Origin of the sequence: Oceanirhabdus seepicola (assembly GCF_023684385.1) — a bacterium.
In the GTDB taxonomy this organism is placed as follows: Bacteria; Bacillota; Clostridia; order Clostridiales; family Clostridiaceae; genus Oceanirhabdus; species Oceanirhabdus seepicola.
The window spans coordinates 583,604-601,687 of sequence record NZ_JAGSOJ010000001.1 but is presented as its reverse complement, the minus strand read 5'-3'; the positions used below and the strand labels follow the sequence as shown (position 1 = coordinate 601,687).

At 29.5% G+C, this 18,084-nt stretch carries 17 protein-coding genes and 1 pseudogene; 13 read left to right on the top strand and 5 right to left on the bottom strand.

The annotated features are described in order from the left end of the window. Positions 1–3 precede the first annotated feature (3 nt). The 10 genes and pseudogenes from KDK92_RS02675 to KDK92_RS02630 all read left to right on the top strand — a co-directional run bounded on the left by KDK92_RS02675 (position 4) and on the right by KDK92_RS02630 (position 11,586). Complete coding sequence (locus KDK92_RS02675; protein WP_250857502.1) at positions 4–597, top strand: hypothetical protein; 594 nt, start codon at positions 4–6, stop codon at positions 595–597. A gap of 262 nt (positions 598–859) precedes the next feature. Continuing rightward, complete coding sequence (locus KDK92_RS02670) at positions 860–2,068, top strand: EAL and HDOD domain-containing protein (protein WP_250857501.1); 1,209 nt, start codon at positions 860–862, stop codon at positions 2,066–2,068. 138 nt (positions 2,069–2,206) lie between these two features. Continuing rightward, positions 2,207–2,908 (top strand): metallophosphoesterase family protein, encoded by a 702-nt coding sequence (locus tag KDK92_RS02665; RefSeq protein ID WP_250857500.1) that lies wholly within the window; start codon positions 2,207–2,209, stop codon positions 2,906–2,908. 173 nt (positions 2,909–3,081) lie between these two features. Beyond that, complete coding sequence (locus KDK92_RS02660) at positions 3,082–3,585, top strand: sigma-70 family RNA polymerase sigma factor (RefSeq protein WP_250857499.1); 504 nt, start codon at positions 3,082–3,084, stop codon at positions 3,583–3,585. Beyond that, the gene (locus KDK92_RS02655) at positions 3,582–4,922 is read left to right on the top strand and encodes a DUF4179 domain-containing protein (RefSeq protein ID WP_250857498.1); all 1,341 of its coding nucleotides are present in this window, start codon (positions 3,582–3,584) and stop codon (positions 4,920–4,922) included. Before KDK92_RS02660 ends, KDK92_RS02655 begins: the two co-directional genes overlap by 4 nt. A gap of 82 nt (positions 4,923–5,004) precedes the next feature. Then, complete coding sequence (locus KDK92_RS02650; RefSeq protein ID WP_250857497.1) at positions 5,005–5,958, top strand: hypothetical protein; 954 nt, start codon at positions 5,005–5,007, stop codon at positions 5,956–5,958. A gap of 414 nt (positions 5,959–6,372) precedes the next feature. Then, the gene (locus tag KDK92_RS02645; protein ID WP_250857496.1) at positions 6,373–8,448 is read left to right on the top strand and encodes a methyl-accepting chemotaxis protein; all 2,076 of its coding nucleotides are present in this window, start codon (positions 6,373–6,375) and stop codon (positions 8,446–8,448) included. 123 nt (positions 8,449–8,571) lie between these two features. Continuing rightward, positions 8,572–9,471, top strand: a pseudogene (locus KDK92_RS02640) (SPL family radical SAM protein). A 631-nt stretch (positions 9,472–10,102) separates the two neighbouring features. Then, positions 10,103–10,360 (top strand): helix-turn-helix domain-containing protein, encoded by a 258-nt coding sequence (locus KDK92_RS02635; protein ID WP_250857495.1) that lies wholly within the window; start codon positions 10,103–10,105, stop codon positions 10,358–10,360. 470 nt (positions 10,361–10,830) lie between these two features. Continuing rightward, positions 10,831–11,586 carry an STM3941 family protein gene (locus tag KDK92_RS02630; protein ID WP_250857494.1) on the top strand — a complete coding sequence of 252 codons (756 nt, stop codon included), beginning with the start codon at positions 10,831–10,833 and terminating at the stop codon, positions 11,584–11,586. Positions 11,587–11,619: 33 nt separating this feature from the next. Here KDK92_RS02630 and KDK92_RS02625 read toward each other — a convergent pair whose 3' ends face one another. After that, positions 11,620–11,766 (bottom strand): hypothetical protein, encoded by a 147-nt coding sequence (locus KDK92_RS02625; protein WP_250857493.1) that lies wholly within the window; start codon positions 11,764–11,766, stop codon positions 11,620–11,622. Between the two features lie 333 nt (positions 11,767–12,099). On the opposite strand from KDK92_RS02625, the gene KDK92_RS02620 reads away from it, so the two are divergent. Next, entirely contained in the window at positions 12,100–12,837 is a 738-nt protein-coding gene (locus KDK92_RS02620) for an rRNA adenine N-6-methyltransferase family protein (RefSeq protein WP_250857492.1), read from the top strand. Between the two features lie 207 nt (positions 12,838–13,044). Continuing rightward, positions 13,045–13,983: an exonuclease domain-containing protein gene (locus tag KDK92_RS02615; RefSeq protein WP_250857491.1), complete on the top strand. Its 939-nt coding sequence runs from the start codon at positions 13,045–13,047 to the stop codon at positions 13,981–13,983. Positions 13,984–14,455: 472 nt separating this feature from the next. Here the strand turns inward: KDK92_RS02615 and KDK92_RS02610 are convergent, their stop codons facing one another. The 4 genes from KDK92_RS02610 to KDK92_RS02595 all read right to left on the bottom strand — a co-directional run bounded on the left by KDK92_RS02610 (position 14,456) and on the right by KDK92_RS02595 (position 17,274). After that, positions 14,456–15,139 carry a hypothetical protein gene (locus KDK92_RS02610; protein WP_250857490.1) on the bottom strand — a complete coding sequence of 228 codons (684 nt, stop codon included), beginning with the start codon at positions 15,137–15,139 and terminating at the stop codon, positions 14,456–14,458. A 185-nt stretch (positions 15,140–15,324) separates the two neighbouring features. Then, positions 15,325–16,005 carry a hypothetical protein gene (locus KDK92_RS02605; RefSeq protein WP_250857489.1) on the bottom strand — a complete coding sequence of 227 codons (681 nt, stop codon included), beginning with the start codon at positions 16,003–16,005 and terminating at the stop codon, positions 15,325–15,327. Between the two features lie 18 nt (positions 16,006–16,023). Further along, the gene (locus KDK92_RS02600; RefSeq protein ID WP_250857488.1) at positions 16,024–16,893 is read right to left on the bottom strand and encodes an ATP-binding cassette domain-containing protein; all 870 of its coding nucleotides are present in this window, start codon (positions 16,891–16,893) and stop codon (positions 16,024–16,026) included. Positions 16,894–16,914: 21 nt separating this feature from the next. Further along, entirely contained in the window at positions 16,915–17,274 is a 360-nt protein-coding gene (locus KDK92_RS02595) for a GntR family transcriptional regulator (RefSeq protein WP_250857487.1), read from the bottom strand. 198 nt (positions 17,275–17,472) lie between these two features. Between KDK92_RS02595 and KDK92_RS02590 the strand changes: the two genes are divergently transcribed. Further along, a complete protein-coding gene (locus tag KDK92_RS02590; RefSeq protein ID WP_250857486.1) occupies positions 17,473–17,985 on the top strand; it encodes a TM2 domain-containing protein in 513 nt (170 codons plus the stop codon). The last annotated feature ends 99 nt before the right edge of the window (positions 17,986–18,084 follow it).

Genomic DNA, 18,084 nt, shown 5'->3' with positions numbered 1-18,084 from the left:
TGGATGGGAGCCCTTAAAAAACGATGGAGAGTAATGGCCAATGAAGTTGGTGGGGAATATATAAGAACTGGAATCTTTCGTAAGCCTAAGATTAAAATAATTTATAAAAATCAAGAAATAATAATCAATCCTTATTCTAAAGAGACGAAGATTAAACATGAATACACTATTTTGAAATCTCAGATTTATTCAAGATATGGATTTAAGTTTGAAATAACTGTAAAAAAGGCATTGCAGAAGTTTTTGGAACGAGTGGGATCAATAGCATCAAATAAATTAGTGCCCATAACTACTGGTTGTGTAGAGTTTGATGATCAGTTTAAGGTGAAGACTAATAATCCTTCTATCACGAATATAATTTTATCAAATGATGAGATAAGAAAAATGATGTATATGATAAATAAATTGAAAGTTACCATAGAAAAAGGAAAGAAAAAGATTGATAAACATTCAGACTTTTTAATAATGGAGATACCTGGATATGTAACAAACAGTCTTCAACTTAAAGATATTATTGATCTTTATAAGTTATTTATAGATGAATTGATAAACAATCAGGCTATAGAAGAAAATAATTTGGTAAAGAAAAGATTATAAAGTTAAATTAAGAGATAATAACCCTATAGCCTTAAAGCTATGGGGTCAATTTAATATATAGTAAAATACATATGCTTTTTTTATCTTTGAAGAAGTAATGGTAGATATGAATGCTCTGTTTAAATTCTTATATAACTTTAAGAGGAAATTATATATATTTATAGAATATGTTAAATTAAGGTTAGATTTAATGTATATAATTGATTTATATGGATAATTAAAAGTGAATTATAATAAAAAAATAGAATTAGAGAGGATTACTATGGATATTTATGTAGCTAGACAACCCATATTTGATAAAAATCAAAAGGTTGTTTCTTATGAGATGTTATTTAGGTCTAATAAATGTAACTATTACGATGCAATAGATGGTAATGAAGCTACGTGCAATGTAATTTCAAATACTTTTCTCTCAATTGGAATTGAGAAATTAACGGGAGGTAAAAAGGCTTTTATTAATTTTACTGAAGAACTATTACTTGATGAAGTTCCAGCAATGCTTCCTAAGGAATATCTAGTTATAGAAATTTTAGAAACAGTTGAGCCTACTAAAGAAGTAATTAATGTGTGCAAAAAACTGAAAAGGTTAGGCTATACAATAGCACTGGATGATTTTGTTTTTAAACCTAAATTTCAAGCACTTATCGAAGTAGCGGATATTATAAAGGTTGACTTTTTAGAAACTCAAGACTTGGAAAGAAAAAATATTGTAGAGAGACTTTCTGATTTTAATATCAAATTTTTAGCTGAAAAAGTAGAAAGTATTGAAGATTTTAAGGATGCTATTAATTATGGATATACTTACTTTCAAGGGTACTTTTTTAGCAAACCTGAAATTATTTCTGAGCAGGATATACCTATTAATGCCTATTCTAGTATTAAGATATTACAGATGATACAAAAAGATACCTTTAGTCTTGAAGTAATGGAAGATATAATTAAAAGAGACGTATCTATATCATATAAACTTTTAAGATTGATTAATTCTTCTTATTATGGATTTGGAAGCAAAATTAATTCAATCAAACAAGCTATTGTTATACTGGGAATGGATGAAATAAAAAAATGGATATCCCTAATTATGATTAAAAAAACATGTAGTGAGAAATATAATGAATTATTAACATGCGGGATAGTTAGAGCAAGACTTGGAGAGCTAATTGCACCCAATATAAAGGTAGATAACCTTTTGCCAAATGTTTTTTTAATGGAATTACTATCTAATCTAAATGTCATATTAAATAAACCAATGACTGAAATACTTGAAGATTTGGCTGTAAATGAAGAAATTAAAAATGCTCTTATTGGAGAAAATAATAGTTTAGGTATTCTTCATGAATTATTAATAAGTTATCAAGAAGGAAACTGGCCTAAGTTTGAAATTCTTGCGCAGGCTTTAGGGATAAGTGGTATTCAAATATCTGATTTATATATAGAGGCATTAGCATGGACTAGTGATTTTATGGTGTAGAAAATAATAATTTATAATTTATTATGAAGCATGTTTCATCAAGATATATTTAGATGGACATGCTTTTATGTTATAATAAAATGAAAATTAATTAGGAATAAGTGTATGTGAATGGGTTATTGAAAGGGTGGATATTCATTGAAATATGTAGTTAGTGATATACATGGAAGACTAGATAGGTTAGAAAAGTTAGTGAAATTGATTTCTTTAAAAGAAGAGGATACATTATATGTTTTAGGTGATATGGTTGATAGAGGGGAAGAGTCAATTGAGGTTATTAAATATGTTATGGATAAAAAAAATATTAAAGCTATAATGGGAAATCATGATAGAATGATGCTGTTTGCATTGAAGAATAAAAACGAAGATGAGTTAAGACGGTGGAATAGGAATGGTAATAATACCACAATAGAAGGGTTTAATAAGCTAAGTGAGAAGGAACAGAATGAATTACTGAATTTTCTAGATTCATTAGAGTACTACAAAATTATCGATGAAAAATATCTCTTGGTTCATGCAGGAATAGATATGGTTAAGTTAAAGGAAGACATGAATATTAAGAGTTTTAAAGAAGCAATGTATTCCCAAGAACATCAACTTGTATGGGTAAGAGAAGAATTTTTTATGAATAAAGGGTTTGATAATTACATGGTTATATTTGGTCATAATCCTAGACCATATCTAGATAAAAAGTTGGACAGAAAAGCGGAAAAACCATATAAAATATGGTTTGACAAGACTTATAATGATAAAATATGTATTGATACAGCCAACTGTTATGAAGAAGGAAGAATGGCATGTTTGAGGTTGGATGATATGACTGAGTTCTATGTTGAGTAATTATTTTCAAGTGTCTTAACACTATTGCAAATATATATTTAGAAAAAGCTACTTATAATGTTAAAGTAGCTTTTTTATTTGAAAAATATAAATTAATGTAAGAAAAATGAACTTTTAGAGTACATATAAACTCTTATATATGAAAAGAGGTGATTTCTTTGGAGGAGTTAGAATTGATAAAAAGGGCTATAAGTGGTGATAAGGATGCGCTTGTGAGAGTTATTACACTCAGAAAAGAGGAATATTATAGACTAGCCTATGTTTATATGAAGAATTCTCATGATGCAATGGATGTTCTTGAGGATGTGATAGTTATTTTATACGAGAACATAAATAAACTTAAAAAAGTGGAGTCCTTTTCGTCGTGGAGTAAAACTATTCTTGTAAACTGTTGTAAAAAACAATTAAAGAAAAAGGAACGATTGGTTCTAAAGGAGACTGTGGAAGGAAAACAGGAGAGGGAAGATATTGATAGAGTTACTGAAGAAGTTGTAATAAATAGAGCTCTAGAGAAATTGAAGCCTAAACACTCAGAGGTGATTAAGTTGAGATATTTTATGGATATGGAATACAAGTGTATCGCTAGGGTTCTTAGAATACCAGAGGGGACGGTAAAATCAAGATTAGCCATTGGAATGAGAAAGTTAAAAGAAATATTAGGTGGTGATTATAAGTGAAGAATATAAAAGACGAACTTAATATAGAGAAAATAAGGCTTGAACAGCTTCACATACCAGAAGATTTCGAAGAACGATTAGGAAAATCACTCCAGGAAAAAACAAAGAATAGAAGAAAAGGAGTAAATAAATTTGTAACTTCCAGGAATGGATTAGTTGCAGCTATGATTTTAGTAATCATTTTTATTGGGATGTTTAATTATGATACTTTGGCTTATTATGGCAAAAGTATAGTTGGATACGATGAGTTAATGAGTAGTTCATTAAAACAATTAAATAAGAACTATAAAGGACAGATTATAGATAAGAGTTACACTTTCAAGGATGGTACAGTTATAACTCTTGATGGAATTATGATTGACAGTAATAAGTTAGTTGCTTTCTATAGCATGGATATTGATAAAGAAGAGTTTGAGAATGGAAATGATTTATCGAGGGAATTTATAAAATGTGGTGAGGACTGGATGATTCCAAGGGCTGGTACTGGATGTTACGATGAACAAAAGAAAAAGATGATATGGAAGCAGGAATTTGAACCACCAAAGTCCTTAAAAAAAATTCATGAGTTCTCTTTTGCAAGAAATAATGATGGTGAATACGAGGAAGGAAAGATAGAATTCACTATTGATAAATCAAAAGCAATGATTCCTAAGTTTAAATTGAATATGAATAAAAGAATAAATGTAGCGGGAACAACAGTTAAGATACAATCAATAACTGCTACTTCTATGTCTACTATAGTTAAAGGAAAGATAAGAGGAACGCTGGAAGTGGCACTTGATTATTTAAAAGGAGAAAAGAAACCAATTGAGGGAATAGAGATAGCTATATTTGGAGATGGTGAACCTATAGCAAATTTAAGTGGAGGATTTTCAACAGAAGAGAAAGGTGATTATTTTGAAGCTGAATTTGATGCTCTTCCAGAAAAATTGAGTTTACTTGAAGTTGTTATTGAGGAATGTAGAGTAGGTGTTGAGGTTAAAGTAGATGAAAAACTTTCAAAAGGTGAAGAAAAGAAAAATATAGTAATAGAAGGAAACGAGGTAACAATAGAAAATGTATATGAGAAAGATGGTAACACTTATGTAACATTAACAACAGAAAAGGGGGTACTGTTATCAGCCATATACTTAAATATTGATGGAGAAACTGTTGAACTTGAGAGAACATTTGGTGGGCAATTGGAAAGAATTATTGATGGTGAAAATAAGGAAAAAATTGCTCATACAAGAACACTTGAATTTAAAGATGTAGGAGAAGACTTAGAATTGTCTGTAAGAATGATAACATTCGATAAGAAGGTAGATGAGAGTATTAAGATTGAGATTGTTGATTAATCATATGCCCTTCAAATGAAAAAATGCTATAATATGGTTATATACAACGATGGAAATATTATACTAATACGGAGGGGATATCATGGAGACTATTAAATGTCTAAAATGTAATGGGGAAATGGGTATGAATGAGTATAAGCTAACATGCAAGAATGGGGAATGTGGCAATGAAAATACGATAACAGAAATAATTGCTTCCTACTATGAAAATAAGGAATTTAAGAATATTATTGAGTTAAGCGATGAAATATTAACTCATGTATGGGTGGAGGAATCAGAAGATAATCAAGAAGATGGTATGGTAGATGGTGAAGAGTGTAAATCAAAACCAATCAAAATCTTTAAAATTAAAGATAATGAAGAAAAGAAGATAATAGCAGATGTGTTGTATTTTTACTCTTTCGCTCTAGTTAATCTAAATCTCTATGAGAAATCAAATGAAATTAGAGACGCAGCCATCCAATTAATGATGGAATTGGGGGAGTGCAGATTATTAGATGAACCCTTGAAGTTGGCTAGGCTATTGATTTATAGGGGTGCTTTCTATAGAAATATAGGTCAAATAATATGGTGTACTGAGGACTATGGTATTGCTCTTGAAATAATGGAGGGATTCATCCATAAAGAAGATTTAAACATTACAAAGAAATACACAGATTTATTAATTGAAAGAGGAGCAGCGTTTGAACAGTTTGAGATGTTAGGGGAAGCTTTACAACAATATAGAAAAGCATATGACGTTAGGTTAAACTTAGCTAAAAAAGATGAGTGTTATATTGATGAATATTTAGGCGTTTGTTATGAGGTAGTAAAATTGCTAGATATGATGGAAGAACATCATAGGGTAATGAAGTATGTAGAAGATATGGATTTTATGGTTGAAGGTAAGAATATAATTGATGAGGGTGAAAAGGCCATAATTGAAATCAATAAGATTATGATAAAGGCAGAAGAAATAGAGAGAAAGAGAGTGGCTAAAGAGATGAAAAAAGAGAAGGGTGGTTTCTTTAGTAAATTATTTAATAAAAATAATTAATAGATGTTCTTGATGAGTCAATAAATCTTATCAGAGTGGTAACACAATTCCATACTCTAGAGGAGGAAGTATTAAATTTCGTAGGTATTATGAAAGAATTAGATAAATAAAATTGAATATTTAAATGAAATTCGAAAAACACATGTCCATTCCCTAATATGGAGGGGAGGCATGTGTTTTTACATTTAAGATATTGCTAAAATGTAAACAAAAATGTTTAAGAAATATTTACTTGTGATTCAAAAAATTATATAATAATACTAAACTTTCATTAGAAATGAATCATAAACTTAAGATGAAAACAATGTAAAACTAACAAAAATATATATTTGTGTAGACTGATAGGATAGATGATGTTTTTTGAGTACAAATACATGAATGTAGTTAGTGTAAATGAAAAAACGGAGGATGAAAATGAAAAAAACAAAGAATGGAAAGAAAAGAAACGGTAGGGAGAAAGAAGAGAAGAGAAAGAAAACAAAGTCCATTAAGATTAGGCTTGTTATAATTCCTTTATTGGTAGTATCACTCACAATTATAGGGATAGGAACAGCAACAGCATATTTGGGAGTAACAAGCTTAATTAATCAGATGCAGTACGATAGTATGGATGAGATTGTTCAAATTACCCAGCGTATGAATGATAATAATAGATTATTAAAGAATATTAATGAAATGTTAGATGATAAGTTAATGGTATCAGGTAGAATGGTATTGAATAACCAAGAAAAGTTGAGTAATGATTATTTAAGTGAATTAATGAAGAATCTAGAAGTGGATGTAATTAATTTCTTTGATGAGAGTGGGAAGATTATATATTCAACAAAGGTCAATTATATTGGATGGAAAGCACCAGAAGGGCATGAAGTTTATGACTTTTTGACAAGTGATAAAGTTGAATTTACAGAATCAATTAGAAAGGATTCAGAATCAAATAACTACTATAAATACGGATATGTTAGAAATCAAGATGGAAGTTTCATTCAAACAGGTATTAGTGCAAATAAAATACAAGCATTGACAGATAAATTCAATTATCAATCAATTGTAGAGAATTTAGGGGAAAAAGAAGATATAGTATATGCTCTTGTAATTGATAAAAATTTGAAAGCAATAGCACATAGTAATAGTGATAGAGTAGGTAGAGAGTTAACTGATATAGGAAGTAAAACAGCAGCAGTAGATGGTAAGAATTATGCTAGTAATTATAAATATGAAGCAGAGGATGTTTGGGTTTATGATGTTCTTGTACCATTAATAATTGATGGAGAACATGTTGGAGCAGTTAATGTTGGATTATCTATGGATCAAGTTGGTGCTATTATATTACAGAATGTTTATACCATAGCTAGTATGGGAGTTATTGCTATATTGATTCTTGGTTTCATTCTATACGTGTCATCAAACTACGCGGTGAAGATTTTGGTGAGATTGAAAAAAATATTAGGATATATGGCAAGTGGTGATTTCTCAAATGAGGTATCAAATGACTTGATAATCAAAAGAGATGAGTTTGGAGAAATAACCAATGCAATAGAAGATATGAGAAAATCAATTAATGGTATGATACATAGTATTGCTGATAAATCACAACAGGTTACTGCATCTTCACAAGAATTATCAGCAATTAGTGAACAATCAGCTACAGCAGCAAATGGAGTAGCTAGAACTATTGAAGAAATATCAAAAGGGGCTACAGAACAAGCTAAAGCTACTGAAAGTGGTGTAACTGATATTGGTATATTAAGTGAACAAATTGAGAAGAATCAAAATGATATTAGTGAGCTTAATGTAACAGTTGACCAGGTGTCTGAATTAAAGAATGAAGGATTTGAGATATTAAAGGTATTAGTAGAAAAAAATAAAGTTAGCAGTGAGGCTACTAAGCAGGTGAATGATATTATTATGGAAACTAATAATAGTGCTCAAAAGATTGAAACTGCTAGCTTAATGATAAAGAATATAGCTGATCAAACAAATTTATTAGCATTAAATGCGGCTATTGAAGCGGCAAGAGCAGGAGAATCCGGAAGAGGATTTGCTGTTGTGGCAGATGAGGTGAAAAATCTAGCAGAGGAGTCTAATAATTTTACAAATGAAATTACAGAAATTATTCAAGGATTATTAAGTAAGACTCAAGATGCTGTAGCGAGAACTCAAGAGATAAGCAGTATTTCTGATATTCAAACAGAAAATATAAAGAATACAAATGCTAAGTTCGAAGGAATAGCTAATGCTATAGATACACTCAAAGGTATTATTGAGAATCTTAATTTATCAGGGGAAGAGATGAAAAAAATGCAAGAGCAGATAATTGATGTTATGGAGAATTTATCAGCTATTTCAGAGGAGAATGCTACAGGTACTCAAGAAGCTTCAGCTTCAGTTGAAGAACAAACTGCTTCTATGAATGAGATTGCAGAGTCAAGTGAATTCCTTGGGGTATTAGCAGAAGAAATGCAAAAAGGAATAGAAAAGTTTAAATATTAGAATATAAACTATTTTAAATAAAACATGACATAAACATTGTCATGTTTTATTTGTTATAATACAATTTATAAAAAAGACTATATAGTTAATATTATTAAAATCTAAAATAAGGAGTAGGGGGAAATGGAGTATATACCTGCTAAAAGTATAGTGATAAAAAATAAAAACCCAGAATATTGGTTTGGGCATGATTATAACATGAATATATATAAGGGGTGTTCCCATGGGTGTATATATTGTGACTCTAGGAGTGACTGTTATAAAATTGAGGATTTTGATAGGGTAAGAGCTAAAGAAAATGCTATTGAGATAATAAAGAATGAATTAAGTAACAAGAGGGAAAAAGGTGTTGTAGGTACAGGTGCTATGAGTGATCCTTATAATCCATGTGAGAAGACAGAACTGCTTACAAGAAAAGCCCTAGAGTGGATTGACTATTATGGCTTTGGAGTAGGCATTACTACTAAAAGTGATTTGATCACAAGAGATATTGATCTATTAAAAAGAATAAATCAACATTCTCCAGTTTGTATAACTATGACCGTAACCACTTACAATGATGAATTAAGCAGTATTGTAGAGGCAAATGTAGTTCCTTCATCGAAAAGATTTGAGGCTTTGAAAAAACTTGGTGATGCTGGGGTGTACACTGGAATGCTATTAATGCCAATTCTACCATTTATAAATGATAATTAAGAGAACATAGTTAATATTATTAAGGAAGCACATAAGGTAGGAGCAAAATTCATATATCCTAGTTTTGGGGTTACTCTTCGTATGAATCAAAGGGATTATTATTTTAAGAAACTTGATGAAAATTTCAAGGGGATGAAGGAAATGTATTTAAAAGAATTTGGAGGGGCATATGAATGCACTAGTGGTAAGCGGAGTGAGCTTTGGAAGGTGTTCAAGAAAGCATGTAATGAATCGGGGATTAAATATAAGATGGGAGATATTATAGAAGGTTATAAATATTCACAAAAAAATAAGCAAATCAATTTTTTTGATAAACTCGGACAATGATGTAGGCACCAGGGGGGCTGGTGCCTACGGGAGGATTACATTTTTGGTTTTGGGGTTATATATATATCAAATTTTAAGTTGTTTGCAAATTATTTTGTTATCAGTAAATTTATTTGTTTAATTAATTGCTTGTCTTATCTATAATCTTATTATAGCATTTATATTACGATAGTCTATAGTTTTCAAGGGGAGTTAACAAAGAGTTAACAAACTTTAAATGTAGTTCGCAATACTGTATTGCACAAGAGCTGAACAAAAGACACCAGGGGGGGCTGGTGTCTTTTGGGGGAGGACAATATTTTATTTTTGGGTTATATCATCTATATAAATTTAAGGTATTTACTTATTTTATCTTTTCTTTTTTTTCTTTTCTTTTCTTTTAATTTATTGCTATCTATAAATCAATTATATCACCAATTTTTTTATAGTCTATAGCTTTAAGGAGGGTTTAACAGAGTCTTAACAAATATTATAAGTAGTTAACAATACTGTATTTATGTTCATTAATACTAATTGTTTGTAGAAGAGAAGAGTGTACAAAAAAGTAAAGGTAAAAATTGATATTTTATAAAGTATATGTTATAATTGCAATATAATGGGGAGGATTTAATAATAATATTAAGAAAAGGATTTGATATTAGTGAACTATTTGGGGCAGAAAAATAGAATAAAAGAGTATAGAAGAATGCTAGGGATAACTCAGTTGGAAATGGCTGATGGAAGAATGTCTAAGTCTCATTTTCAAGCTTTAGAGAGTAATAAAAAGAGACTAACATTTAAGAAAGCAATAGTTCTAGCAGATATTATAAACGATTTAGCCGAGAAAAAGGGTATAGATATATCAATAAAAGCTGCTGATTTGATAACAGACGCTAAAGAATTAGATTAATTGATAAGGATCAATTTACATAACAAAATGAAAAATTATATATTTTCATTTTGTATATTTAACTACTACACTCATTAAAAACCACTGTATTAATATACAGTGGTTTTTAAGTGTAAAAAAAATTTTACATATCCTTTTTTAAAATAGTGTACACCAGTACTACAGGGCATTAATATAGCTGGTATATAGGTTATGCATAATTAGTATGATAAGATTTGGAAATAGAAAAATCTTTCTTTAATGTAATTAAAGTGGAAAATGCTTACACTTGAGTAAGAGATATTTACAATATTATACTTAGGTGTTTATAATTAAATATAAAGAAAATAGTGGTAAAGTTGAGAGATATAGTTAAGCGTGAAGTGTGTACGAATTTTTAATAAAAGTATTGCAGTACAGACGATGGTGATTTTTATTTACTATGAATTTAATTTAGGATTTCCCTAGGGTATCAAGGAGGAATGATTGCTATGGAGAGATTAAATGAAGAACAAGAAAATAGTTTCTATGAAAGGGAATTGTATTTAAGAATTGATGATAATGGAAATTATAATAAATGGAATTATATATTATTGAGTATTTTATTCATTGCTATTGGTGGGATAATAGCAATAAATGGTAAAGTAATGGAAAATATTTATGATATGAGTTTTTGGATATTCTTTATTTTTTTTATATTTTTTATATTTATGGAAATTTTGAAAGTTAGAAATATAAGTAAACAAGATCAGAGATTGGTTGAAATGCTTAATATGCATAAAGTGTGCTGTGTGAATGTTTTTTTTATTATAGTACTAGGGTTGATGATTAGGAGTGAGAGCGTTATTCTCAAAAAAATAATTGGTATTGTATTTATTGGTTTTGGAATCTTGATGTTTATTGAATTAGTGAAGGAAAATTTATATAAGGATAAGAAAATGATTCTAAAGAAAGAGGGGGTTGAACTTGAGGGATATGAGTTAATAAAATGGACTGATATTGAGGATGTAATTAGTTATAATGTTCATGAACGTGTTTGTATTGGATTAGTTGTAGATAATAGAAAGAGGTTTATAAAAAAATCACGGAAAAATTGTATATTAAAATATATAATTTTTCGCGAAAAGGTAATTAATATTTTTACGAATAATTATGATATGGTACCAGAGGACTTATTAGATATAATACAATATAATTGGAAAAAAAGAAATGGTTTAAATTATGACTTTTTAAACAAGCTAAGGTAGCTAAAACTAGTTACCTTAGTTTAATTATTTATATTAAGAATTTTCTTTCATAGAAAGAAAAATATATACTAGTAGTAATAAAGTCATAAAGAAAAACATAACAAAAATTAATTTTGAAGTATCTATTGGATTTAGAGCATATTTCCAATAAGCTAATGAAATGTTTTCTTTTAGATTCATAAATATATCTCCTTAGTGAATAGTACTTTAATTTAAGTTTAGGTTATAAAATGAGAAAAAGCTACTTACATTATTGCAATATACTTACATATATGAAATGAATAGCATTGCAGAAAAGTTTTTTAACAATCTATTATTATATTTAAAAAAATAAGTTTTTTGTTATAATAAAGAGGATATACAGATAAATTACTTCGTAGATTTATCTATAAAAGAAGAAAGAACAGAGAAGAAAGGACAAATATTGTCGATACTACCCATGCTTCAGAGTATGTAAATTTAATTTTAATAAGGTATATATCTATATATACAGAAATTATAGGAGGTTGCGTAATGATACCATTTAAACAAAGTTATTATCAGAATAAGATAGATGAGTTTAGAAAAAAATGCAGTAGTGATAGAGATTTTACATTAGGTGGATTAAAAATTATATGGGAATTAAGGATAGATAAGAGACTTCCAGGATATATGCATGCTTATAAGGGGGATATGTTTTATTCACCTCATTTATATAGAGGGGATCAACTTGTAATGGCTGTTGATGGTGAAGAAGTAGGTGGAATATATGAGATTGTTAAAAAAGCCCATGGAAAAGTCGGAATTGTTGGTCTTGGACTTGGATATTCAGTTCAGGAAATGATCAATAAGGAGTCAGTAACTGAAATAGTAGTTTATGAGATTGATAAGGATGTAATTAAGTTATATAATAAGAACTTTGAAAATAATGATAAGGTGAAAATAATTGAAGGGGATGCATTTGAAGCTGAAGGAGAAAATTTTGATTATTTCTTCGTTGATATATATAATAGAAAAATTAGTAAGAAGATTGAAGAAGATTTCAAGTTATTTAAAGATAAGCATGACATAAAGGATTATGTATTCTTTGGAGTAGAAAAGTTCATATTATCATTGTTTCCGAGTAAATATGAAAGTGAGAATATACCTAAATTATGGAAAAATATGGCTGTAGTAAGTGGAGAAAGATTCGGAGCCTCTAAGTATGTGGAGAATTTTGCAGGATATAGTGCTAAGAAGACAAATGAATTATTTGATGCGTTTGGATTTTAATTTAGGCATGTGAAAATAAATAACAAGTCAAAGATGCGAAGTATATTTTGCAAAATACGAAGAGTTGGGTTCCGCTGATAGTGGTTCTCTCAGTGGGTTCCAATGATGAAGTAGTTTGCAAAATAGACGAGTATACTGACTTGTTATTTATTTGAACTTGCCTTATTAGTTATTTGAATATGATTTATAAGAGGAGTGAAAAGAAGAGTGGATTTTGTTGCAATTGACTTTGAGACAGCTAATGAAAAGAGAAATTCTGCATGTGCGTTAGGTATTACTGTTGTTGAAGATGGAGAGGTTGTTCAGGAAAAGTATTGGTTGATAAAACCTTATGAGAATAGATTTGCCCCTATGAATATATGGATTCATGGGATTACAGAAGAAGATGTAGTGAATGAGCCAACTTTTGAAGAAATATGGGATGAGATAAAGCCGTATCTTGAAGGAAAGTTTGTAATTGCTCATAATGCTGCATTTGATATTAGTGTACTTAGAAGAACCTTGGATACTTATAATATTCCTTATCCATCATTTCAGTATGCTTGTACTGTAGTTATGAGTAAAAATTACTATGATGGTGTTGCAAATTATAAATTAAATACTATAGCTAGAGCTCTTGGAATAGAATTCAAACATCACCATGCTAGCGAAGATGCGACAGCAGCTGCTAGGATATTTATAGATATGTGTAATGGACTTGAGATAAATAACAGTGATGATATTGAGAATAAACTTTTTATAAGAGTGGGGAAGGTCTTTGAAGGGGGATACAATTCTTGCGGAAAATCCAAAAGCGTTATAAAGGGATTTGAGATAAGGAGAAAGTATATTGAAACTTCTGAGAGAAAAAGAGTTATAATTGATTCCTTAAAAGATAAAACTGTTGTGTTTACTGGACCATTAGGGTCAATGTCAAGAATTGAGGCTATGGCATCTGTAAGAGCGGCTAGTGGTATTGCAGGCAGTAGTGTAACGAGGAAGACAGATTATTTAGTTACTGGAATAAAGGGAAAAGATAAATTAAGTAATAGTAATAAGAGTACTAAATATAGAAAAGCTGAAAGTTTAATTGAAAAAGGATATAATATTGAGATTATTTCAGATGAAGAATATTTTCAAATGATATATGGAGAGAAACTCTCGTGAACCCTCCCACCAGTTGCTCACGCAGAACTGGTGGCTTCTAGTATCATGTGCTAGAATTTTTCCTGTTTCCTAGAACATCGCCATATAGGGCTTATGCGTTCTCCACAGGCTTGACTTTCCCTAAGACCTAGGGTAGTTACCGTTTTGCGGTATTCTAAGTTGCCTTAGATATTTTACGTGATAGAGGCTAAGCTTGGTTTTCGCTATATTCGTATACCCATCACAACCTTATATATCTAGTTATCAAAGAACACTTATACTTATAGTATATACATTTTGTGATGATTTTACACTTGTAAGATATAGTATCTTCAGAAGGATATCGAACCCTTCTAAAAATAGTATTATCCATCACCCACTTATAGAAGATGGGTGACTTCCATACAATTACGGTTAAATTAAATAGGAGAATTATGGACTTTAAAGTTCGTAATTCTCCTGTTTATATTTAGTTTGGTTTAAGAATATACCATTAATAATTGACAGAATCATCTTGAAAATCTTTAGATACCTGAGTATTGGGTGTATCCGCTATGGGAGAATTATCTCCTGATATATTATAATTAATGATATTCTCTACATCTCTTACATTTGGGATACCGTAGAAACCTATGTCTTTGTATGTCGTTCTTCTTCTATGAGTATCAGAGTCATAAGATTCGTTTAATTCTTTAGCGAAAATAATAGATCCGCTTCCATCTGACTTCTCAAGTTTGTTTAATATTTGTACTTTATCAATATCATATGAATGAATATTTTTATATTTCTTTGCTTGTATAATAAGACATCGTTTGTTGCTTACTCCATAAAATGTTCGTTTGGCTCTTTTGTAAATCCACAAAGGTGTAAGCATTACTAATATACCAATTATTACAAACAAGAATGATACTAAAGGGAAAATTAAATCCCCAATAGAGAATCTAAAAAACTTAAATCCATACTTAAATAAAAGATTAAAATTTTGAATTCCACCAAACCCAAAAAACATTATTGCTTCTGAGAACATAAAGAAGGCTACAGTGGTGAATATTGCTCCGAAGATTGTTACAGGAAGGCCCTTTTTTGCCATTTCAGATGGATTAGGCATTCCGTACCATAACAATTCTTCATCTTGTCTCAATTCAGATTTAATTATATCTTCTGGAAAAAAACTCATTTAATACCTCCTACTAAAGCTATTATAAATATTATAACATGGGTAGTGAGAGTGCAATAGGACTAGTTTTAAATGAAATATGAATATTTAAAAGATAGAAGTACAGGAAAATATGGTATTGAGAAATAATTAGGGGAGGGTTCATTAAGCTATATTTTAGATTAATAAACCCTCCCAACTTAATGTTAATTGTATAATCCAGATTTAGAATAAGTTTTTGAGAAGATTATCCTGAAGAGAAGATTTAGTGCTAATAGGATTATAGCTACAATATAGTAATCACTAGAAGATGATGAATTTAAAATACCAATAAGTACATTGGGTTTAGAAATGATAATCATAACTGCTCCAGATAATAAAGCACATATAAGTGTAGTTATTATCTGTAAGATAATATTAACCAATTTCCCTAATCTTGAAGAGAAAAGGGACGAGATAGATAGTGTGGCTAAGAACAATGAACTATAACATGATGTTAGGACTAATAAAAAAATTAAAAGCATTACAATATTTATGATTGATAACTTGATAAATAAGGATACAATGACCACTAATAAAAATGATAATATTATTCCTACTAAAAAGTTGTAGACTACAAAGTGACGTCCGAATACAGATTTCTTCACACCAAGATTCATTGATATTTTGGTGGAAAATTTTAAACTAATCAGGGAGTAAACTATTGAATAAACTAGTATTATCCGTATCAATAATATTGACAATGTTTGATATATATCATTTACTTTAGAAATAGCTAATGTATTAGCTATTGAGTATACTGAAATAATAAATAAACATAAAAATAGCGGAAACTTATCCATTCTAAATATAGATAAAATAACATTTGATTTATAATTTTTAAACATAATTGTCCTCCTTTATATTTAAATATCAATATTGTGTTTATGGATATATATGAACCAATCCTGTAGAGGAAGCATAGATACTTTTCCTCCCAGAGTATTTATCTTCTCTAAATCTTTGTGGGTCATTGAATCAAACACTGCATATTCACCTTGGGAGCCTAAGGTTTTAATATTTAATATGCTCTTTTCCCTTATAACCGGATGTATTGAATTAGAATTTCCTGATACTATAAATGCATTATCTTGATAATCATCCATTGGAATATGGTGAGCTATTTCGTGTTGCTTTATGAGGAGAATTGAATCAAATAAAATGCTAGCTTCATCAATAAAGTGAGTTGAGAAAATTATTGTCTTATTTTCTATAAGATATTCATTTCTAAGTAGTTCATAAAAGTTATGTCTATTCACTGCATCTAAATTCACATGAACCTCGTCAAAGAGTAGTACAGGACAATCACAACTGAATGCAATCACAATATTTAATGCATTTTGGAGCCCGGAAGGGAGTTTCTTTATAAATTTATCTCTTGGGATATTAAAAAGTTTTATTAAGTTATTGCATAATTCCCAGTTCCACTTATCATGAAGAGTAGATGAAATTTTCAAAAGTTTATCAACCTTATACATATGCATCTGTGAATCAATAGAAGAGCAGTAAAATACACCTGTTGTAATAGAATCATCAGAGACTATATTTCTTGATATACGTCCAGAGGTTGGATTCATATGCTCTGCTAATAATTTTAATAATGTAGTCTTACCGGCACCGTTTCTGCCTAAAAGACCATATGTTTTATTCTTTTCAAATTCTATATTGATATTTTTTAAAACTTGTAGTGAACCAAATGATTTATTTAAATTCTCTAATTTTATTACGGAATTCATATTACACCTCCACTAAATTTTTTAGTAAGACTTAATTAATTCTATTAGTTCGTTTTTAGTTATACCAAGCTTATTTGCTTCAATAACAACATTGTTTAGATGATCCTTTAAGAAAGTCTCTTTTCTCTTATTCATTATTACATCATGACCTTCTGGAGAAATAAACATTCCAAGGCCGCGCTTTTTATAAATGATACCCTCTTGGGTCAATATGTTAAGTCCTTTTCGAGCTGTAGCAGGATTGATGCCGAAAAACTTAGCCATTTCGTTGGTAGAGTAAACTCTGTCATGTTCTTTAAGGTTTCCATCAAGAATTTCATTCTCAATCATTTCCGCTATTTGTATATAAATTGGTGTGGTAGAGGAATCATTAATTTTCACATTGTAACCTCCTTTGTTGATTGGTTAGTTAGTTAAGTAACTAACCAATTAATGTAAGTTTAACATACAAATTTTGGTTTGTAAATATAAATTGGAAAATTTGGTGGATTGTCTTATCATTAAAAAAGTGAGAATTGTTTACCAATGAAGGGAAAAGTAGTATAATATTAGATGTAATTAATGCAAGGAGATGGGAAAATGAAGAGTTTACCTGGAGGGGAGATGAATAGCTTGAGATGTTACATACATAATGATAGAGAAGCTGTTGGAACATGTATTGGATGCGGTAACTTTATATGTAGTGACTGCAGAGTAACTATAAATGGAAAGAATTATTGTGAGATATGTGTTCAAGAGTTAGTTAATTCTAAGGATGAAAGAAATGAAAATTTAAAGAATAATAGTTCTAATGGAACAACAATATATATGAATAATAGTTCCAATAACAATGGATATTATGGAAATAATAATCGTGAGAGGTTAGCTCCAGTTAAGAGTAAAATTGCAGCAGGAATTTTGGCCATAGTTTTAGGTGGAATAGGTGTACATAAATTTTATTTAGGTAAATCATTTCAAGGGATCATGAGTCTATTATTTTGCTGGACTGGAATACCAGCATTTATAGGATTCATTGAAGGGATAATATATTTAACTAGTAGTGATGAAAAATTTGCTTATAAGTATGGCGGAAGATATATAGAAAAATATTAAAATACTAAAAGATATAGCACCTTTAAAGCAGGCATGAAAAAGATTTCATATCACTTTGGAGGTTTTTTTATTGGCAAGTATGATACAATTCAATAATGA

What these genes read in the sequence shown, in the direction of transcription:
- KDK92_RS02605 (WP_250857489.1), bottom strand. Translation starts at nt 16,005, where the DNA reads ATGTTTAAAAATTATAAATCAAATGTTATTTTATCTATATTTAGAATG.
- KDK92_RS02620 (WP_250857492.1), top strand. Translation starts at nt 12,100, where the DNA reads ATGATACCATTTAAACAAAGTTATTATCAGAATAAGATAGATGAGTTT.
- KDK92_RS02610 (WP_250857490.1), bottom strand. Translation starts at nt 15,139, where the DNA reads ATGAGTTTTTTTCCAGAAGATATAATTAAATCTGAATTGAGACAAGAT.
- KDK92_RS02650 (WP_250857497.1), top strand. Translation starts at nt 5,005, where the DNA reads ATGGAGACTATTAAATGTCTAAAATGTAATGGGGAAATGGGTATGAAT.
- KDK92_RS02670 (WP_250857501.1), top strand. Translation starts at nt 860, where the DNA reads ATGGATATTTATGTAGCTAGACAACCCATATTTGATAAAAATCAAAAG.
- KDK92_RS02590 (WP_250857486.1), top strand. Translation starts at nt 17,473, where the DNA reads ATGAAGAGTTTACCTGGAGGGGAGATGAATAGCTTGAGATGTTACATA.
- KDK92_RS02645 (WP_250857496.1), top strand. Translation starts at nt 6,373, where the DNA reads ATGAAAAAAACAAAGAATGGAAAGAAAAGAAACGGTAGGGAGAAAGAA.
- KDK92_RS02630 (WP_250857494.1), top strand. Translation starts at nt 10,831, where the DNA reads ATGGAGAGATTAAATGAAGAACAAGAAAATAGTTTCTATGAAAGGGAA.
- KDK92_RS02625 (WP_250857493.1), bottom strand. Translation starts at nt 11,766, where the DNA reads ATGAATCTAAAAGAAAACATTTCATTAGCTTATTGGAAATATGCTCTA.
- KDK92_RS02675 (WP_250857502.1), top strand. Translation starts at nt 4, where the DNA reads ATGGGAGCCCTTAAAAAACGATGGAGAGTAATGGCCAATGAAGTTGGT.
- KDK92_RS02600 (WP_250857488.1), bottom strand. Translation starts at nt 16,893, where the DNA reads ATGAATTCCGTAATAAAATTAGAGAATTTAAATAAATCATTTGGTTCA.